This is a genomic window from Robinsoniella sp. RHS (genome assembly GCF_001029355.1).
Classification (GTDB): domain Bacteria; phylum Bacillota; class Clostridia; order Lachnospirales; family Lachnospiraceae; genus Robinsoniella; species Robinsoniella peoriensis.
In genome coordinates this window covers 5,795-28,923 of sequence record NZ_JNGB01000023.1, presented here as the reverse complement: position 1 = coordinate 28,923, position 23,129 = coordinate 5,795, and the positions used below count along the sequence as shown (strand labels likewise).

Below are 23,129 nucleotides of genomic sequence, written 5' to 3'. Positions count from 1 at the left end.
TCCCCTTTCTCCCTGTACAACGGGGAGGGCAGAGCATTCATTTAAAGCCAGCAACTCAAGTGTAACAAAATGGCATGTGACAGAAATTATCAGCATCTAAAAAATGCAGCGCTGACTGCTTTGAAAGGAGGTGACTGTATATGATGCCATTTATGCACAGGTACAAGAAAAGGGTTAAAAATAAAAAAGGCTTTACAATTACTGAATTAGCTGTAGTTTTAGGTGTGCTTAGTATATTGATTGGTATAGTTGCATTTAATGCAGTGAGAATCGCTAATCAGGCATACATGGCAAGGGCAGATGATACTTCTCAGGTAATTTATATGGCGATGCAGTCTTCGCTGACAGATCTGAAAGTTCAGGGCAAGTTTGATGAGGAGTTTTCGGATGCAAACCGGGGAACGGAATTCTTTGATGTTCCCGAGGAGGCGATTAAGGGAGGTACTGTGGATGGAGTTGATTATCCCGGCGTGACATTTCCTGGAGTTGCCGAAGGCAGTGCAGATGAAACTGCTAAAAAGCAAGAACTGATCGATTCAAAAAATTTAGTTTACATGGAATTGAGCAAAGATGACTCGGATGAATCTGCTTTGCTTTACCGTCTGTTAGAACCTTATATCAGTGATAAGAGTATTCTCGATTACAGCATTCTGGTAGAAGTTAATCTAAATAATAAAACGGTTCGTTGCGCATTTTATTCAGAACGTACAGATAGCTTATCTTATAATGAAACAAGTTTAAGCGAAAGTGTATTAAAGAGTAAAGAAAATGTGCTTCTGAGGGACCGGGGTGCCCTGGAAGATAAAAGACAGGGCTACTATGGCGCTCAGGGGATTGGAGAACCGGAAAATTTAGGACTTTTGGAGAATGCATATGTAAAAGTTAATAATGATGATATGCTTACTATTGAGTGGGGTGAAATCGGTCCGGAAAATGATGCAGGTGGAGTAACGGATGATAAGAGGAAAAAATTCACCAAAATGACTTATGATATATCCATTGTAAATGCTGTGGATACGTCGAAGGTCTATTATAAGATAAAAGACGTTACCGCATATAACAGCGGAGATGGTTATATAACGCCAGGAAGTACTGTGACAACAGGAGCATCCGGCGATGTCCGTGGTCCAATGCCGGTTTATGATCTGTATTCTTATGATAAAAATAAAGGCGTGAATAACGCTCTGAAAACGAATTTAATGGTTCCTTTTTATACGGAAGAACTCCAGGGTGATGGAACAATGAAGAGCTATGACGGCTCTGATGAGACCAGTACCTTTAAGCACCGGCTGTCATACTATGTACCTGCGGATAAAGCAGGGAAGAAACAATATGGAGTGTTCCGGCTTGTTCTCGACAGTATAACGGATGACAGTGATGATAAATTATCGGTCAATAAAAAATATCCCTCAATACCATGGAATGAAAACTTTAAAGTCATAGTAGAAGGAAAGTATAAAGGTGAAGGATTTACCGGATCCATGAGTGTTTCATCCGGAGAAGAAAATGCCTATACGGAAGCAAAGACGGTCAATCCCGCAGAAAACATCTATATCACAGGTGTACGCGGCGGTACGGTTTTTGAAGAAGCAATGGCATATCTGGAAAATCGTAACAAAACAGCGTTATCTAACATGTGGTACGGTTTAGGGTATGCACGACATCTGAGCAATCTTCGGTACATACTGAATTACAAATCAGATCCGACAGCCCCGGATTATAAACCAAATAAAGATGGCAATTTCCAGAACTTTATGCTAAATGATGACATTGACTGGAGTTTACAGAAGCTTGGAAGAGAAGAGGTTATACAGCCCGGAGGTGGTAACAAAGTATATCACCGGCTGGTAGTGTCAAATGCGTCAGGTAATGATCTGACTACAACAGATGTCTCAAAACTGCGGATTTTACAGCCGATATCGGCAAATGAACATGATGCGTTAGAGCCAGACAGAACAAGAGGGTTTGAAGGATCATTTACTTCCACGGTTAAAAAAGATACTGCCGGGAAAATTGAATACCAGAAAAAGGCGGATGGAAATTATCTTGAGATTGAAGTTTTGGATTCGCTGGGTGTGAAGAAAAAGGAAAAAATTCCTGTTTATCACAACTATAAATTATCAAACTTAAAAATAAGTAATACATATACAGATCCGGGTAATCCGGCTGATACAGCAAAGGAAAACAGAGTAGGTCTTTTTGAAATTGTTGGACAAAATGCATCTGTTAAGAATTTTACCATTGAAGGCATCACGGCTAAGGGAAATGATTATGTAGGCAGTGTTGCCGGCGAGTTTCAGGGATTTGGAAAGAATATTACACTCCTGAAAAACGAGAAAAATAATTATCACACGAAAATGGTAGAATCGGCAAGCGGAGAAAAAAGTGAAGAACGACTGAAGGATAGCAGTGGAAATGAAATTGTTCTAAAACCTTACGCATATGGAGCAGCGGATCCTGGATTTAACGGCAATACCATAAAAGCAGCAGGTAATTATGCCGGGGGAATTGCAGGTATACTTGCAATAGGAATTGAGGACACAGTTCCGGGTGATGCAAAATCAGGAATGCTGGTAGATACTGCAAACGGAACCCGTTTCATCAGTCTGTATGATGGTAAGATTAACGAAGAAAATCAAACCCAGAATCCTGCTCTTGGAAATGCCAGCCGAAAAGATTTGAATGGTATATCCGTAAAGGCAGATAACAATGCCGGAGGAATCGCCGGTGTTGCAGACAAAAAGACAGTCATAACGAAAGCGGTTAACACCGGAGAAGTTACAGCTAAGCAGTATAATGCCGGAGGAATCGCCGGAAGTATAGAAGAAGGAAGCACTTTTTCTGGACTTGATAAAGCAGCGGGTTCAACCAATGAGCAATATGTTATCCGGGATTACGAATATATTACGGGTGCCGGGACGACTGCGGTGAAGACTTACAAAAGTGAATATTCCAATTATGGAATTATTCAGGCTGAAATAAATGCCGGAGGAATTACAGGTTCTGCAGAAGGACCGTTGAATCCAAAACTGCATTATGATGTAGTAATCGAAAATACAGCAAATGCCGGTCCGGTGCTGGCAACAGACAGTTATGCCGGAGGAATTGCAGGACAGATACAAGGTTATCAGGTATCTCTGCAGAATGTGGTAAATAAGGCCGATGTGGCTGCTGTTGGTTTGACAGCGACTGGTGGAGCAGGAATAAAAGGTTATGCCGGAGGTATTACAGCAGCCGCAGGAAATGAGTTTTTAATAAGCGGAGCTGTAAATCTGAAAACGGAAACAGGAAAGATCATTGAAGATATTAAAATCGGAACAGTGCCTGTTATGAAGCCTGGTATTTCAGCGGTATCGTATGCCGGAGGAATTATAGGCTTGGCAGATGATCAGGTGGAAATATCAAACCTTTCATTACCTTATAATATTGGAAACCTGACGGCAAATGCCATAATTCAGGTCAGCAACAGTGCGAATGTAACCACTCAGGGCAGTTATGCCGGAGGGATCGCCGGTGCTTTGACAAAAAATGTAAAACTTAATGTGGGGACTACTCAGGTGCAGGAAAAACCGGTCTATAATGAAGGAACGGTTAGTGCCGGAGGCAGTTATGCCGGAGGAATCACAGGTGTGGCAGCCGGAAAAGTTGAGATTCAAAATGTGGAGAACCGTTATAATACGGTGACCACACCTAAGATTGAAGCTGCCGGCAGTTATGCCGGAGGAATCGCAGGCAGTGTCACTTCCGAAGCAGATGCAGGTTTGTTCCCGGGGGACACCGAATCAACAGATACCGAAGTAAAGATTCTAGTCTTAAAAAGTCTGCCAAGTATTACGGTGGATCCTATAACAGATGAAATAGATCCTGTTCTGGGGTATTACACAAATACAATGCCGGTTAGCACAACCGGTACAGTCGGCAATAATGCCGGAGGTATTGCGGGAAAACTAAATACCACAGAAGAAATCAGAAATGTATTTAATGCCGGAGTTGTATCCGCATCACAGGCAAATGCAGGTGGAATAGCCGGTTACATCAGTTCTGCAGTTACGATCACATATGATGAGAAATTAATTGAAGCCAGAATGAATCATACCAACTCCATGGCCACAAATGAAGGATCAGTAAATGCATACAGAAATGCCGGAGGAATCGCAGGAAATATTTCAGATGGGAATGCAGTTATTCATAATGCATTTAACCGTGGAAATATTACAGCGACTAATGAAGATGCCGGAGGAATTGCAGGGCTGATCCAGGTAAGGCAGCCAGGGGGTTCCACTGCACAGCAGGACAGATTTATCCTGACATACAGCCAGAATATCTTAGATGATGTTGTGATACCTGCAGACGCGGGCAAAAGAATTTTTTATACAAACAGCGGTTCAGTTCAGGCGGCAAATAACGCCGGAGGAATTATTGGAGACTCACATACAGATGTGAAGAATGTGTTTAACCGCGGAGCGGTAACATCACGAAATGGAGATAATGCCGGAGGAATAGTCGGCAATATGAACAAAGACTCTGATACTGATGCAATGGTTATTGCAAATGATGAAGGGATCGCGAAAAGAATTATTTCACATATAACTACCGGGGTTACGCCTATATATAATAATGCAGGTACGATTCAGTCTTTTGGGAAAAATGCTGGCGGAGTTGCCGGTCATGGTGAAAATACCGATATTATAAATATGTTCAACCAGGGGGCAGTAACTGCCAACAACAACAGTAACGCCGGTGGAATCGCGGGAAGTATTGCAAAAGGTAATATCAACCACGATAGATCCGTAGCCACGGAAGTATTTGCAGGTATGATCTACAGTAACCAGGGAAATGTCACAGCAGGTGTTAATAATGCCGGCGGTGTGATCGGAACTGGTGTAGATGTTAATATCAGTAATGTATTTAACAGGGGCAAGGTAACAGCGTCAACTGGCAGTAACGCTGGTGGAATTGCCGGAGATCTTCGGGGAAATGCACAAACTGTTGTGATAAGTATAGATGGCAATATTGCATCCAATATGATCGCAAACAGTATGTATACAAATCTGGGAGATGTTAAGGCAAGGGTCAGCAATGCCGGAGGTGTGATTGGTACCGGTGCAGATATTCATATAACAAATGTATTTAACAGAGGTGCAGTTACAGCCGAAATCGGAGATAATGCCGGAGGAATCGCCGGTAACTTACAGGCGAATACACAAGATGCTGCTGTCAGCAGTGATGCAGCGATTGCATTAGACATGGTTGTTAACAAGATGTATACCAACCAGGGAAATGTAATAGCCGGTGGCAGTAATGCCGGTGGAATCACAGGCAGGGCTACAAATGTTGTTTCCATTACAGATACTTATAACAGTGGTACTGTGACAGCAACAAACAATAGCAATGCCGGAGGTATTGCAGGGCAGGTGATTGGAGAAATACATATCGAAAGCAGAGAAGCTACGGCTAAGAAATCTGTGGAAGAAAAAGTATGTACCAATCAGGGAACTGTAACTGCTTCTAGGGATAATGCCGGAGGAATTGCCGGAAGTGCCGAAGGAAATGTAACGATAAAGGATGTATTTAACCGTGGAACTGTAAATGCACGATACGGAAATAACGCCGGAGGCGTTGCAGGATTCTTGAGCGGAAAAGGTACCATTGAGCACAGTAAGAACGTCGTGATCGATGGAATTCATAATGTAATTAATGATTACTTCATGACCAACCAGGCAAGCGTCACCGCAGGCGGAGACAACGCCGGAGGAATTGCAGGTAAGGTAGTCGGCGTTGGTTCAGCAGATGCAGACAGAGCGATCATAAAAGATGTCTACAGTGGAATTTCAACAGCGGCTGGAGCATTGCCGCTTAGCGTAAATGCCAGAAGCAATGCAGGCGGTATGGTAGGAAGACTGATCGATACTGATATTACAAACGATGTCAGTGTAGATACAGCAATCAGTAAAGGAATTTACACAAATAATTCTACTGTAACAGCAAGCCGCAGCAATGCCGGAGGAATTGTCGGCAATGCGGATGGCAGGGACAGAGCAGATGACAGATTTAATAATATGTCATACGCAGGAATAGACAGCATCAAGACAGGTTCCGGACTGGAACAGAACAGCTTTAACATCTCTGATGTCTATAACGCAGGAAATGTTACTGCGGAAAGGATGAATGCCGGGGGAATCTTCGGTATAGGCGGTGACGGAAAATACAGTAATAAGGACAATCGTGTGGTAAACATGATTGCAAAGGGTATGAGTACGAATACAGGAAATGTCTGGGCGAAAATTGCAAATGCCGGAGGAATCTTCGGTTATGCAAGTGAAAAGTTTGAGATTTCCACAACCGCAAAAGATTATCAGGGAAATGATACAGATGCAGATATCACCGATTTATTTAACAGAGGAAGCATCAGGGCACAGTACAATGCCGGAGGAGTAGCAGGAAAAGCGGTAAAGCTGGATCTGAAATATTCCAGGAAAGTACTGACAGATGCTATGAATGCGAATGATCCTGATAATTTCCTTTTTACGAATACAAATCGGGTAACCGCAGATTATGACAACGCCGGAGGAATCATTGGCGATGCGGACATCTGTATTTTACAGGATGTATTTAACAGCGGAATGACAGGAACCTATGAACAGGTTCAGAACAGCGGTACTCAGGGAGTGATCAGTGCCGGCCAGGACAATGCCGGAGGTCTGGTGGGAAGAGCAGATGCAATGAGCATTTCCTATTCCAAATTAATATCAGATCAGATCATAAATAACCGTGCATATGTCTACACCAACCTGGCTAATATACGTGCAGGAAGGGACAATGCCGGAGGAATCATCGGTAACGGAAGAGGAAGTGTGCAGCTGCTGGATACCTATAATATGGGCCAGATCACCGCAGGAAGAAATAATGCCGGAGGAATTGCCGGACAATTATATGATAAGGGAACCGGAGATATTGTCAGCGACAAAAAAGACAGCGCAGACAAAGATGTGGCAGACTTAAGCGGAATTGATGTGAAATTAAATCAGACCGTGAAGGCAGAAGATACCAATATAGGAGGTACTGCTGTTAAGGATCTGAAAAAAGCCAAAAAAGTCAGCTATATTACCTATCAGACAATCACGACAGGTCCGGATACACCGGATGCACCTTATCAGAACCGTTATACCAATGCTCCGAAAGCTGCAACAGTAAAAGCATCGGCAGAGGATAATATAACGGCAGGCAACAATAATGCCGGAGGAATTGTAGGATTCGTTACTGGTAATCCGGGAAATATCCGCGTTGAGAACACCTTTAACACAGGTGCGGAGAAGAGCGGCAATGCAATCTGCGGTATTCGTGCGAGAAACAGCAATGCCGGAGGTTTGGTAGGAAATTCAGTTTATGCAGATATTACCTACACATTTGATATTAATCCCGGACCGTCAAATCTGAATACTACAGATAAAGGCGATCACAGTACATTTGCACCGGCGTTTAACGATGAAGCAGTACGTAAAGATCCGTATGCAATCCGTATTGGCGGGAGCATGACCGGACTTCACATGGTTGCCAACAATGCCCAGGTAAGGGCAAGTTCCATAGACAAGGGTGCCAGCCAGACAACTGCTCAGGGATTGGTTGATTTTAGTACAGGAGACCAGTATAACCTGACCAGTCAGAACGCAGGCGGTGCAGTCGGATATATGGAAGGCGGCAGAATTGAAAGAGTTTATTCGCTGAAGGGAGAAGTTGTTTCTCCGGAAAATGTAGGCGGAGTAGTAGGATTTGCAAAGAATGCACTTGTGAAACAGGTTACCAGAATGGATGGAGAAGACATATCCCTTACAACGAAAGCTGCAAAGGGAAGCGGAAACTTTATTCAGAGGGGAAGCCGGAATGTGGGCGGTATCATCGGTTATGCCTATGATGGAACTCAGGTACTGGATACCCGGAATTACAACAGCGTAACCGGAAGAACAAATGTAGGCGGTATCATTGGATATGCAGGAACAAGCGTAGAAGTAACGCTTGCCCAGAATCTGAAAGCTGTTACCGGTAAGGCATACAGCGCCGAAGATTTAAAAACGGATACTGCTTCCATAACTTTGCCGGGTTACGAATCTGCACAGCTTGATAAAAGTAATGTAGACGGAAGCTATATCGGTGGAATCGTGGGCCGGGGTGACAATAGTGTTATTGTTACCATGAGTAAAAATGACCCGCTGATCACCGAAGAATTTAAAGATTTACAGGAAGATGCAAAGTTTGCCGGAAAGTATACCCTTGGCGGCAACCAGTCTAACGCAGTCAGTGGAAAAAGCTATGTAGGCGGTATCACAGGAGCATACGGTATTATCAATTATACAGTCAATACCGGACAGATATCTGCGGTGCAGCGTGCAGGCGGTATCAGCGGAAGCGGTTACCGGATCACAAATACATACAACACGGGCGATGTGATTGGTGAAAACAGGGTGATTTACATTCATGATGTAGGACATGTTCCGGGAAATTCAACATTGACAGAATATACACAGGCAACACATATCGGCGGGATAGCCGGTGAGCTTGGTGAACGTACCGGCAACGGAATTGTTCAGAAGCCGGAGACAGGTGTCTATATCCAGAGTGTATTCAACAGTTCGCAGATTGTCAGAGGAGCCAGTTACATAGGCGGTATTGCAGGTTATGCAGTCGGTCCTGTGGATGTATCTTATAACAGTGCAACCATATCTGCAAAACAGACGGATACCGGACTGGATGACTTAGGAGTATCCGGTACAAAAGTAGGCGGGCTGGTAGGCGTAATGGCCCAGGACCGCAGCAAGACCATAAAAATAACAAACAGCTATAACACAGGAGAAATAATAGGTACCAACGACCGGGGAACCCTGATTGGATTCCTGGAAGGATATACCGATGAAGTAATTAAATCAGAACGTATTGAGAACAGCTATTATCTCAGTGACAACGAACTGAAGTATTGGAATAGTTCCACCTCACAGATCGACTCCACCTTCAACTATGGGTTAAAACCAATTTCACTGCCAAGCAGTACAGACTATGAAACATTTGTACAGAAAACGCAGCAGTTGAAAAAGGATGGAGATCCGGCAGATAATACAACTCCGTTGGATGAAAAGAGAACGGACAGTGAATATGGTCTGCGAAATTACAGCAATATGGTACGCCAGTATGCAAAGGTAAATTCCAGCGTCAGCGTATCTATGGAATATCCGGCCAAAGGGGAAGAAAATTTGAAAACCCCTCTTAACAATAAAATTACGGGAACCGGTTCGGCAGATGTGGCAGCTTCTTCAGGCAGCCTTGCAGCCCAAAAGGCAAGATCGGCTAAATTTGTTTATCCATGGACAGAGGATGAATTAACTCTGGGAATGGATTATGAATTTCCACAGCTGGATCTGGCAGGTGCTTCTGCGGATGACAGCGGTATATCCGAAGTCAGCCTGGGCAGTTTTACAACAAACGGAGGACAGGCACTGCCGGGTAATAACCAGTCGTTTACGTCTCTTGATAATACGAAGGTTTCCTATTATTACAACTATTGGCCAACAAAAGTCGTTGATTATATGCAGTCATCCGTGGAATACCATGATGGAGGAAATAATGACAATTCAGCGTATACAGACGGTACCTGGACAGCAGATAACACCAACAATACCGGAGTAGAAATAAAATTCAGAGACAATGATAAGTATCCGGTAAAGAGAGTTACACAGGAAAATGTTGATTTATTAGCCAGGTTCAAACTGAGCAGCGGCGCATTGCCAAATTATATGAACTTCTCCGTTTATGACGGACACAGCAGAGGAACCTATAATTATAATAATACAGTCTTTACAAATACGATATTGCCAAAATCGCCGGTTAAAGTTTACACACTGGCTAAGGCATCCAGTTATGAGTATGACGTCCCCAATAAAAAACAGGATATTATGGTAAACGGGGAATTGTATTATTTCTATGCAAAAGATACGGCAGGAAATGATCCGGATAAATTTGATTCTGTAGATGATATTACGGTATCCGTAAATCTCACAGGAGCAACTAATATGACCATCCGAATAAATCTTCCTTGTGAAGAGATGGATTCTTATCTGCCGGCTTCCAGTGGTTATTTTACATTAGAGGCAACCAAGATTTATGATAAGGAATTAGGAATCAAGCCGGAAAATTTAGCGGCATATGACAGAACCAGCAGAATGTTCAGTATGCATTTTTCAAATACTGAAATAGATGATGTTCATAATGACAGTATACTGGATGAAATCCCATCAATAGATTTTGATGATCTGGATGATCTGGAATATTATCCTCAGACGACAGCGGCATTGGGAAGTACACTGCTTGCAGAAGATGAGACAGCAGCCCAGCCGGATACATACCGGGTAGAGACAGAGAACAAGCTGCAGATCCGGAATGAACGTCATTTATATAACATGAACCTGGGTGAAAACATGGGTTATGCAGCAATCGGAAGTTCTTATCTGAAATATCTTACAAGAGATATAGAATTAATGAATAATATCCAGTTATCTACAAGTGATGGCGGATACAATGGATTTGTAATTGGTGCATCCAATAAACGTATGTACCGTATGACGGGATCTCTGGACGGAAATGGTTATACCATTGGAAGAATCAGGGTAAACCGTATACAAAATCCCGGTAATTTCGAGGCCGGGGCATCCATACCGAATACACATTATGCTCTGATTTATGATTTGAGCGGCGGTGTGGTGAAGAATTTAAATATCGGAAGTGACAGCAAAATTGTTGCCGATGAAGCAGCAGGGCTTGCATATTACGTAAGTAATGGCAGGACGGCCAGGAACCCGGATCCTTATCAGGATTATGACAATGCTTTATTTGAGAACTTAAGTCCGCAGCTGCCGATGGAAACCGGCGCAGATGCAAAAATCTATGATACAAGGGTATCTGCAAGGATAAGTGCCAGCAGGGCAGGAGGTTTTGCACTGTATACGGCAAGGCGTTTCAGCGGAAGCGGGGATGTTCCTACAACAGCATCCGGAAGAGAGGCAGTTAAGAAAGCGGTTACTTTTACAGATGATACTTTTGCCGGAAAGATTAACGGTATTTATGGAGGAAATGATCCATTTATGAATGCCGGAGATGCACTGGCAAGAAACTCATCCAGATCAGCAGGTATCTTAGTATTTGTTTCCGGTACCCGTAAGTCAGAAGATATTGACGAAACGAAGCCAGGTCTGAATCTGTATCAGAATTACAGAACCGAGGCGGAAGTAAATGGGTGCCAGGTAGACAAAGAAGGATATGTATTTGCAAATAATGTATCTGCCGGAATGATCTGCGAGGCATTATATCCCCAAAATCGGGTGGGACAGATTGGAACAATCCGTAAATCATCCAATAACGGGGCAGTTGTTGCCCATGAACAGGCTAACGGCATCACGCAGGGTATTGTCAGCTTTGGTACAGGTGACACGGTACAGCAGGCAGACTGCAGAAATGAAAGCAGGATACAGGTTACTTATTCTTATAATAACGGTATCGTACAGACGCCGGACGGCAACGGACTGGCAAGCGGAATCGGAAACTATGTAAGTGAAGCTTCTTATTGTACGAATAATGGAAGTGTATTTGGAAAAATTGCTTCCGGAATCAGTAACTATGGAGATAAACATACCGTTGTTGACCTCTGTGTAAATAATGGTTATGTACAGGGAACGCTGGCAGCAGCAGGTATTGTGGCAGTTCCTTCCGGGTATGGCGGAACAGCCGTACCGAATCAGGATGTCCAGCTGAAACTGAGTAATTGCTACAACACAGGAAATGTTGCAGTCACTACGAATACGGATAATAAAAAGGCAATAGAAAATTCTTACGCCGGAGGTATCGTAGCTTATGCATCCAGTCCAAGACCGGACAGCTACAGCTGGGATACGTTAAAACCAACAGATATTACGGATAACGATGACAGAAAGACCATTATCAGGAATTGTTATAATGTGGGAACCGTTCACTATATCAAAGATTACACTGCGGATTCTTATATTTCAGGTACTTTCTCAGATAATAACCGGAATATCGGCGGAATAGCCGGAGGAGGATTAAACCGGTTCGTAGATATACAAAACTGCTACAGCCTGTCTGATCCGGAACTGAGCATCAAACAGCTCCACCAGGCTTACAAGCTGGTAATAAACGGAGCAACGACGGATTTCACCTGGAATCAGGTAGTAGTAAACCAGGATCCCGACGCAAAAGGTTATAATTACAAACTGGATGCGGTTGGAAATACAACCTATGGAAATAACGTAACAACAATGACTTATATGGATATGATGTCCGGAGATAATTTCAAAGGCTTTGATCCTGATATCTGGACTCTGGATAATCAGACCAGGGACGATGACGGAGATGTCTTGTATCCATTCCCACAGTTTGTGAAGAGGCAGCAGACGGCGGAATACGTTGGGGATCAATTCCTGGCAGATAAACCGGACTTTGCATTCAACACAGACTTTAATAAACGCAAGAACAATATTGATATAGAAACCCCGAAAACCACGATAGAAAATGCACAGGTTACGGTGAAAGATGCTGTATCCAGTACAATCAGCTATCAGAGTACACCTTCCAATTATTCCATTCAGATAGATGGATATGATCCGGCAGCCTCTTATCAGGTCACAATCTATGATGGTGATGCATATGAGAAGGCAGATTATGCCCCGATTACCATCCGGAAATTTGAAATAGCACCGGGAGGTGCGGTAACTTCAGGCGGCAAACTTCCGAATTATGAGTCAACCACCACAACGGCGGGAACGATGAAGTTCTTTAATCCGGCAAATGTTGTATTTAACGCAGGAACAGGAACGCTTCAGATTCTCGATGAAGAAGAAACCGGCTGGTATATGCCAATTAAGGGATACTATACAGCAATTGTAACAAAATCCACAGGAAACGCCACGACAGCGGATATTGAATCTAAAGTCAGTGATTTCCAGGATAAAAACGGAACGGTAAATGGTATTGCAAAATCTGCAATAAAAGGAAACACCTCTGAGCGGTTCCAGGTACATTTTGGAGGGGATAATGCTGATGGAAGTAATATAGATTCCCAGACAACCTTCTTTGGTCTGCTGCCAACCGGATATTCATACGGTACACAGGCGAAGCCTTACTATGTAACAGACCAGTACAGCATAATCGGCATGACTACATCCGGTATTGCACAGGATGCCACAACAGGGCGATATTACAGGCAGACGGAAAATTTCACAATCGATCAGCCGTTCTATGAAATGTTTGAGTTTAACGGTGATTACGATGGCGATGGCCATAAGATCACTCAGGACAACAAAGATATTGGATTTATATCCTATTTAAGAAGTAAGGATAAAGCATCATTTACAGCCAGTGTACACAATTTACAGATGCAGGTAAAAGCAACGGATACGTCCGGTAAAAAGCTTAAGAACCTTGGAAAATACCAGGAAGCATCCAACTATACAGCAAACCTCGGACTGATTGCAGATTATGCGGACAGCGCGCTGCTGGATAAGATTACGGTAAGCGGAGAGGTACGTGCTCAGGGATTTAACAGCCTTGCCAATGTAAAGAGATATTTAAATAACAGTTATACACTTGGCGGTGTGGCAGGATTTATCAGAGATTCAGAAGTAACCGATACAAGAAATAACGCGACTCTTGGAGTGAATTTAACCAGACCGGAAGCAGATGTTCCCCTTGGAAATGGGGACACGCTGAAAGTAAAATATGATCTCCCGGCAGCACTCAGTATCGAAACAGCCGGAATTGCAGCGTATGCAAAAGATACAAAATTCGTGAAAGTTTCCAATAATGGCGAAATTATTGCCAGTCAGGGAAATCATCACGCAGCAGGTCTGGTGCATACCATGGAAGGAAGTAAATCACAGATTTCACAGAGCATGAATGGCGGCTATATCAGAGCACACAACGGTACGGCGGCAGGACTTGTAAAGGATTTAAGAAGCGGCCAGATCAAACAGGCTTATAATACCGGTAAAGTAACTGCTCTGGCAGTTGCTTCAGCCGGAGGCAGCGGAACCGCAGTTGGTATTGCCGCAGATGTTACAGGCAGCGTAACGGAAGTTTATAACGCAGGATTTGTAAGCGGAAAATATCAGGGAAGCTTATCCAGGAACAAAGGGTCCAGAGGACGGTTTACAAATGCATACTATCTGAAGGACGAAAATTTCTACTGGGGAGATTCCACACAGCTGCCCGGATTGCCGGGATCCATGGTGGTGACAGACGATAAGGATCTGGAACTGTACCTGGGATTTGGCAGGGCACCGAATGAATATTGGGCTTTCGCAGACAATAAACACGAAGATTATGTGACAACACCGGCAGACCCGGACAATGGTATTGATGAAGTTTACCAGGATACCTACGCATTGACTTATGCAGAAATCACGGATGCAGTCGCAATGGCGGCAAAGGGATTCGATATGACAACAGGAGGTGCGGACAAAACCTGGAAGCTGGATCCGAATCCGGTGAATGATACCATTAACAGCAGTAACCTCTTATTGAGGGATTATGCTAAAGATCCATATCCACTGCCGCAGTTTACGCAGTATGAACATAAGACAAGAAAAAACCTGAACTTCCCGCTTCTGTTCGGAGCGGCACAGGAAACCGGGAAAACGCCGTATGGAAGCAGCGATAAGAAGCTGAAATACGAACCTTATGATCCGGTGGCTGACAAAGGGAAAACAGAGACATTTAAGGATACCATCAAGGTAGATCTGAATAATGTGAGTACCACAGCCAGATATAAAGTCCTGGTTTATGAAGGCGATGCAATAGCAGAGGATATAAAGAAACAGGAGAAACAAAAACTATTCGTTACCATAGAGAAGAAATATGTGGATCTTCGGAATCCGGGCAACCTGTCCAATATCAGTAATCTGAACAATATGCAGTACAGTAAGATTTATGTAGACGGGCAGAGCGGATATTATTATGAGGTCCTGGTAAGGGATGGATATGGAAATGAAGTACCGGCGATATTCGCCAATAAAGAATTTATTAATAACAAAAATGAGATTTTATTCAATAACAATGTATTAGACAGGCTGGAAGAGCCTCAGAAGGAGAAGCCATACTACAGTGCAACCGTGGTGGAATATCAGGTTCCGGGCAAAGAGGAGACAGATAAGAACAACTTCTACTCTAAGTTTAGTCCGCATTTTGCAAAAGCAACAGAAACGCAGAGTGCTGCATGGGAATTTGGAACTCCGGCAAAACCTTATGAGATCATGACTCAGAGAAACCTCTATAACATCAGTCTTGGGGGAATCAAACACGGGGACAGCCATTATCTGAAATCTCATTATGCACAGACACAGGATCTGGAATTAAAAGATAAGAAATTATCTGTGCCTGTACAAACGAACCAGGAAGGAACCATGCAGGAATTCTGGAAACGGGGCATTGGAACCCCAGCACAGGACTTCTCAGGAACCTATACTGGGGCGGCAGCGGGAGGAACGAATCACAAGATTCTGGATAACAGGTCGGCATCAGCAGCGAAACCGGTTGGATACAGCATTTTTAACGGTATGACTAAGACCGCTAAAGTATCAAATCTGGATTACATTATCAATAAAGCAGATTACCGTATCAGTGCAGATGCTATCCTTGTGAAGACAGGAGCAGGTACCATTTCCGGTATCAACCTCACTTCTGCCGCAGCGGACACCTTAGTAAAAGTAACAACCACAAGCCCAGACCGGTTTGGTCTGATTGCGGGTGAAATAAAAGCGGAACCAGGAGCAGCCGAGATACCGGTTGTAGAAAAGATTGATATCAGGAAAGAAATTTCAGTGGAAAATCAGGTTTCGAATAAAGAGGACATAGGCAGTACGGTTGGCAAGATCACCGGTTCTGCAAATCTGGCAGATGTAACTTCGGCAGCATCTATAAACCATACCGGAGCAAGCAGCAGTCTGGCTTCTACAGGCGGAATTGCAGGACGTGTAACAGCACCTGCAGGTTCTACAGAGCAGGCAGCGTTAAGCTTGAAGAATGTACATTACCGCGGAGGAAAACTGGTTCTTACAAATGCAGGCAACCAGAGGACAGGCGGAATCGTGGGTCTGATTGAACAGGCTGATACCGTTATGGATAACGTTTACTCATCTGCGGATATCATCTTGAACCGTACAAACGGACAGGGTGCTTACGGTGGATTAGCCGGAAAGCTAATTAAGTCCGGCATTGAACTGAAAAATGGCACTGCTTCGGGGAATATTGTTCAGAATAACACAACCCAGAGCAGCAACCTGGGCGGAAGCTTTGGTGGAATCATTGGAGAAGTTCAGGAAACACCGGATATTGCATTTACAAATGTAACGGCAGGCAGCTATGATGCTGCAGCCGGAAGCTCTGTTACTAAGATACAGGCTGTAAACAATGGCAGCAGTGAAGCAGTGGCAGGCGGGATCATTGGTAAAGCAGTTATGGCATCACCTGGAAGTGCAGATGCACCGAACAGTCTGGTTATGAAAAATGTGACAGGCAATAGCGCGCTGAACCTGAGCTATGTATCAGGAAGCAGCAGAATCGGCGGAATACTGGGATATGCAGTCAATTACGCGGTGGAGATGGAAGATATCACAAACCGTGGAGATATTGCAATCGACAGGAACCAAACCGGCGGATTGGGAACCTATGGAGGTCTGATCGGAAAATTAGAAAAATCAACGATCTCCCTTACAAATGGAACAGCATCCGGCAGTATGGCAGAGAACAGCAGTGATCAGAGTTATAATCATGGAGGTGTATTTGGAGGAATTATCGGAGAGGCATCAGAAGTACCGGATATTGCATTTACAAATGTAACGGCGGGAAGCTTTGATACCACAGCCGGAAATTCTGTTACAAAGATACAATCAGTAAACAATGGGAATTATGAAATATTACTGGGTGGAATCATCGGAAAAGCCGTAATGGCGGCGCCGGGTAGTACAGGTGCACCAAACAGGCTGGTGATGAAAACAGTAACGAACAACAGCGGACTGAGCCTTACAAATGCAAAAGGAAACAGCAGAATCGGTGGAATACTGGGGTATGCGGTTAATTATACGGTGGAAATGGAAGATACAGCAAACCGTGGAAATATTGATATCAATAGAAATTATACCAATGGGCTGGGAACTTATGGAGGTATGATCGGTAAGTTAGAAAAATCAACGATCTCCCTTATAAATGGAACGGCATCCGGAAGTATAACAGAAAGCAGCAGCACCCAGAGTTATAACCGCGGAGGATCTTATGGAGGAATCATTGGTGAGACTTCGGCAGTACCGGATATTGCATTTAAAAATGTAAGAACAGGAAGCTTTGATGCAGGAACAGGTACGTCCATTTCACAGATACAGGTGGTGAACAGTGGAAGTTATGAAGCCATAATTGGCGGAATGATCGGAAAAGCCGTAATGGCAGCCCCGGGAAGCGCAGACGCACCGAACAAGCTGGTCATGGAAGACGTAATCAATAACAGCAGCCTTAATCTGAATTATGCGGTTAATAACAGCCGTATAGGCGGAATATTAGGATATGCCGTAAATTACTCGGTTGAAATGAAAGAAATGAAGAACCTGGGTAATATCAACATTATCCGTAATCAGACCAACGGGCTGGGAACTTATGGAGGCATAATCGGTAAGTTAGAAAAATCCGATATAAAGCTTACAAATGCAGCAGCTTCTGCAAACATCACAGTAAGCGGAACGCAAAGCTATAATCAGGGCGGATCATTCGGTGGAATCATCGGTGAAACCACAGGCGTTAGTTCAATTACAATGAAAGATGTGTCTGCAGGCAGCTATGATGATGCAGCAGCAGCGGGCACAACACAGATTGTCATTCCGGACAGCGGTCAAAGAGTTATAAATGCAGGCGGAATCATTGGCAAGGCGGCAGCAGATACAACAGCTGCATCCAATACCATACAAATGGAAGGTATTGTAAATAACAGCACCATTCAGATAACGTCTTCTGCAAATGACAGCAAGATGGGCGGTATTATCGGTACAGAAAAGGGATTTGCGGTTGAGTTAAAAGATGTACAAAACCGTGGAAACCTAAATGCTTCTCAGGTAAGTGATACAAATTCACTTTACAGCGGCGGATTTATTGGAAAAGCCGAAGGCGGAAGCGTTGTAATCGAAGATACGGACAGCACTGGCAAGAGCAATGTGGTGAACCAGGGACATACATCAATTAAAAATGCCTTTGTAAATACTGGTGCAGATGTAACTACCGTATATGCAGCAGGAGCGATAGGAAATATTGTATCAGCACCTCTGTCAGTCAAAGGTTTTGAAAACATAGGAAATATAGAAATTTCAGGACAGGGTAAGACAGGTAAGATGGCAGGTGGTATCGTAGGCGTGTCAGATCAGTCAGAAGTTACAATACAGGGCAGTGTGTCAAGTGGTGACATCAGCTTAAAACAGATCAGCGGCAAAGGTTCTTTTGGAGGACTTGTTGGTAAAATCTCAAAAGCGGATATATCGGTTACAGACAGTACAGCTTCTGGAAATATTACACATAAGGATACTGCTTATGCTGTAAGCCAGGAAGGAACCTATGGAGGCATTATCGGCGAAACATCAGAAGTATCTGAGATTACGCTGAACGGTGTTACAGCCGGAAGCTACAATACGGCGGACATGAAACCAGCTACCCAGATCAGTATCAGCAATAGTAATAAACATGCTGTATCTGTGGGAGGCATCATTGGTAAAGTAATTAATCCGTCAACGGCAGCAGATGCCAAGAATAAGGTGACGATGGATGGCGTTGTAAATAACAGTTCCATTCAACTGGCGAATCCTCAGACTGAAAGCAGGCTGGGAGGAATCCTTGGAGAAATGCAGAGCTATTCCGTGATTATGAAAAATACGCAGAACCGTGGGGATCTGAGCGTAACAGGACTGGGTGATGAATCCGTTCTTTACAGCGGTGGATTTATCGGAAAAGCGCAGAACGGCGATGTGGAAATCACAGACACCGATGACACGGATGTAAGCAATGTACTAAACGAGGGTAACATCTCTGTCGGAAAAACACCAAGGTCTGCAACAACAGCAGGTTATCTATATACCGGAGGTGCAGTCGGCTATGCGGACCATACTCCTCTTACGGTTCATGGATTCCAGAATACAGGAAGTATGGCTGTTACAGGATCATCAGCTGGCACAAACTTCTATGGAAGTACAGCGGCAGGTGGAATTCTGGGTAATGTGACACAGTCTGACGTTGAAATGGATGAAAATATTTCTGCAGGAAATATTGCTGTCAGCAATACGAACGGACAGGGAAGCTATGGCGGACTTGTGGGCAGAAGTGAACAGGGTAAACTAAATATCAAGAATTCTGCAGCTACAGGCAGTATCGAACAAAACGGAAGTAATCCGGTTAATACACTGGGAACATCCGTTGGAGGAATCATTGGAGAACTGAATGAGGCAGCAGAAGTAAAACTGAAAAAAGTAACAGCCGGAAGCTACGATGATACGGATCCGGACAGCCAGACAAAACTGTATGTTAAGAATACAGACAGGCATATGATAAATCTGGGTGGTATTATTGGAAAAGCATCGGCATCAGATAACAGCGCGAATGTCATTACTTTGCAGGGAGTGACCAATAACAGCAATTTATTCCTGGAGAAACCTGCGACAGAAAGTAAACTTGGCGGAATCATGGGACATCTGCAAGGTTATACCGTGAACATGAAAAACACTGTGAATATCGGAAACCTTGAAGTATCCAAGCTGGGCGATGAATCTGTGCTTTACAGCGGCGGATTTATCGGAAAAGCAGAAAATGGAAATGTCCATATGGAAGACAGCGATGATACTGGAAACAGTAACATCAGAAATACCGGAAATACAGTAATTGATTTAGAAGTTCAGAATCCAAAGGCTGATACCTTTACTCCTGGTACTGTTTACGGTGCCGGAGCAGTGGGATATGCGGCTGAGACAATGCTTGAACTGTTTGGAGTGAGAAACGAAGGTAATGTAGAAGTAACAGGTGAAAACCAACATGCTAATTTCTACGGAGCAGGAATTGCAGCCTATGCGGCAGATAGCGCATATCCAACAGCGCCGCCAACCACACGTTTCATAGTTCAGAATGCACTGAATCAGGGAAATATCCAGGATAACCGGGATAAATCTGATCCGGATGAAGTGCCGGCAAGGGCAGACGGAATTGCAAAAGCGGGTGGAATCTCAGCAGAGATCCTCTATAAGAGCGGCGTGGATATACAGTATAATCACAATGCAGGAGGAATCAAAGCAGATATGGCGGCAGGTATAGTTCACACTTTGGATGAAGACAGCCTTCCGTTCAGTACGGTTAGGTATAACATCAACGTGGGAACCATCGATGCAGGAACGCATGAAAACGGAGCAGATATAACTGCAATGTGGCAGCTTCCGGTAAAAGTGGATGTAAACGGTGATGAGTATAACGGGCGGGGCGAGAAAATGACAACAGCTCCGCCGGATGAAGGGGAAGGGGATGCCGAAACCCCGGAAACTACATCTGTAAAAGCAAAAAAACAAAAAAATAAGGCAGATAAAAAAGCTGAGACAACAGCGCAGACAACAGAAAGCCCCGCTGAAAAGCAAACCGGGCAGGACACAGAAAGCGAAGAAGAAACAAAACAACCGCTGTCGGGCGAAAGCGCAGCCGAAACAAAGAATATACCGGAAACCGAAGATGTAACTGATACAAAAAAAACATCAGAAACAGAAAGTATAAAGGAAACAAAGGCAACGCCGGAGGCGGAAAGCCAGAAAGCAACGAAGAAGGCACCGGAGACGGAAAGCCAGACAGCAACGAAGAAGGCGCCGGAAACGGAGAGCCAGACGAAAGCAAAGAAGGCACCGGAGACGGAAAGTCAGACAAAAGTAATAAAAGAACCGGAAACAGAAAAAGTGAAGAAGTCGAATGCGGCGTTGAGATCTGCTGCGGTAACGGAAATACAAACGGTACCGGAGACAGAAGAAGAATCCAATATGGATTCAACTTTGGAAGTAGAAAGTTCAGAATACAGGAGATCCGGTTCCAAATCCGGAGAGGTATCTGTCATAGATATTCATCCGGAAACGGAAATAGAAGATTCCAAAGACAGTGCCGAAACATACCCGGAAATACAGGAAAATGAAACCAGATCCAAGAGCCGTACAGGTTCAGGCAGTGGCGCAGCTACTGAGGGAACTTCAGAAACAGAAAGCAGTTCGAAATCTGAAATGGAATCTGAAACCCTTAAGGAAACAGAGACGGAGACTGAAACAGTAACAGAATCCGAAAGTGTGTCTGAAACAGAAAGTGAATCGGAATCCGAAACTGGTTATGAAACGGAGAGCAACACAGAATCCGAAACAGAAACAGAAACGGAAACTGAAACAGAGACAGATCCACCTGAACCACCGAAACCGGCCATTGCCCAGTATTATAACATTGGGCTGGAAGATATGGTTCGACCGGAGCAGACGGAAGAAACAGATACGACCAATACAGGTACTACCGATACAGGTACCAACGAGACGGATAAGTCTGAGGAAGATGATCCGGAAGCAGAAAGTGCAATCTTGTTAAGTCTTGCACAGATGCAGGATCTAGATACCTTAAAAGATAAATCCGGCTGGGACGATACACTGATTGAAGGAATTAACCCGGCAGATCCGGATGCACCGGCAAAATGGATGATGCATACCGCAGATGAGTCAGAAGGACAGTATACATTGCCTGTATTAAGAGGAAATGAATATGTACCGGACGATGATACCCATTATATGGTGCAGGCGGTCAATAATGTATCCATTACAAAAGACCCGGCTTCCGGTGATTATGTAGTGAATTGGAGTTACACTGAACAGACGGATCCGTCTGTGGATGGATTTGCAATTATGCTATACGATGCTAATCAAAATCCAAAGAGGATACTTACTTTAAGGCCCGGACTGGCAAACCAGTCCGGAACACCAAAAGCAACTTCTTACAGTTACCATTTCAGTCCGGAGTACTGGGCTGATATCACAAACCGTTTGACGGAGGATACACCGTTTCTATTAGGTGTAGCTGCAGTGAGAGATGGAAATGACAGAAGAATGCGAGGGGAGTCAATAGATATCACTCTGGGTAAGACAGAGGGGCTGATAGAAGCAGGAGACTCTTTGGTAATGGAAGCGGATCCCCTAATCCTGAACAGCAGGAGAGGTAAAATGAGATTTTCCCGGGGATACAGCGGAACGATCGGAGATACGGTGGTTCAATATGCTTATACCCGTTTAGGGGATCCTTATTCCATGCCATTAGCAGGACAGGGAGACTACCTGGATTGCAGTTATCTTGTAATGACAGCTTATGATCTTGCAGGTGTATCAGTACCCCGTGTAGCGGCTTGGCAGGCACAGTTTTGTGCGGAACAGGGAAGTGTAGTTTCCAGAGAAGAACTGCAGCCCGGCGATTTAATTTTTTACAGTTATGAAGCTAATGGAGACTATATGAATATCAGTCATGTAGCAATCTATGTAGGTGACGGGATGATGATTCATGCGGCTAATTCCGCCAGAGGTACCGTATTAGATCCAATTGTTGAATCTAATATTAACTTTTACGGAAGACCATATACTGCTGATGCAAATATCAATGCGAATGCAGATATGATGCCAATTGGAACCAATGATTCTGAAATTTATCTGGTTGCACAAATTGTAGGTTTGGAAGCTGGAGGAACAGGAGTAGAAGGAATGACAGCTGTAGCAGAAGTTATTCGTAACAGAGTAATGTCACCGCTATTCCCGGATACAGCTACAGGAGTTGTAGCGGCACCAGGGCAGTTTACAACCTATGCCATGATTGACAGTTATGTACCAACAGCAGAACAGATTTCAATCGTCACCCAGGTGATGAGCGGAGAACTATCTGTATTAAATAATTCAGATTGTCTGTATTTCTGCAGCAAAGGTTTCTATGAATCACAGGGAATACATGATGGGTTCTGGGGAAACATGAGTTTGATAGCAGAATATGGAAATTGTTTCTTCGTACCTTAA

The 23,129-nt window shown here is 43.9% G+C and carries 1 protein-coding gene; it reads left to right on the top strand.

Annotated elements, in window-relative coordinates:
• Positions 1–140 precede the first annotated feature (140 nt).
• Positions 141–23,129: an NlpC/P60 family protein gene (locus tag RHS_RS12535; protein ID WP_047833383.1), complete on the top strand. Its 22,989-nt coding sequence runs from the start codon at positions 141–143 to the stop codon at positions 23,127–23,129.

Excerpts from the sequence above, each read along its gene's own strand:
- RHS_RS12535 (WP_047833383.1), top strand. The coding sequence starts at position 141 with ATGATGCCATTTATGCACAGGTACAAGAAAAGGGTTAAAAATAAAAAA.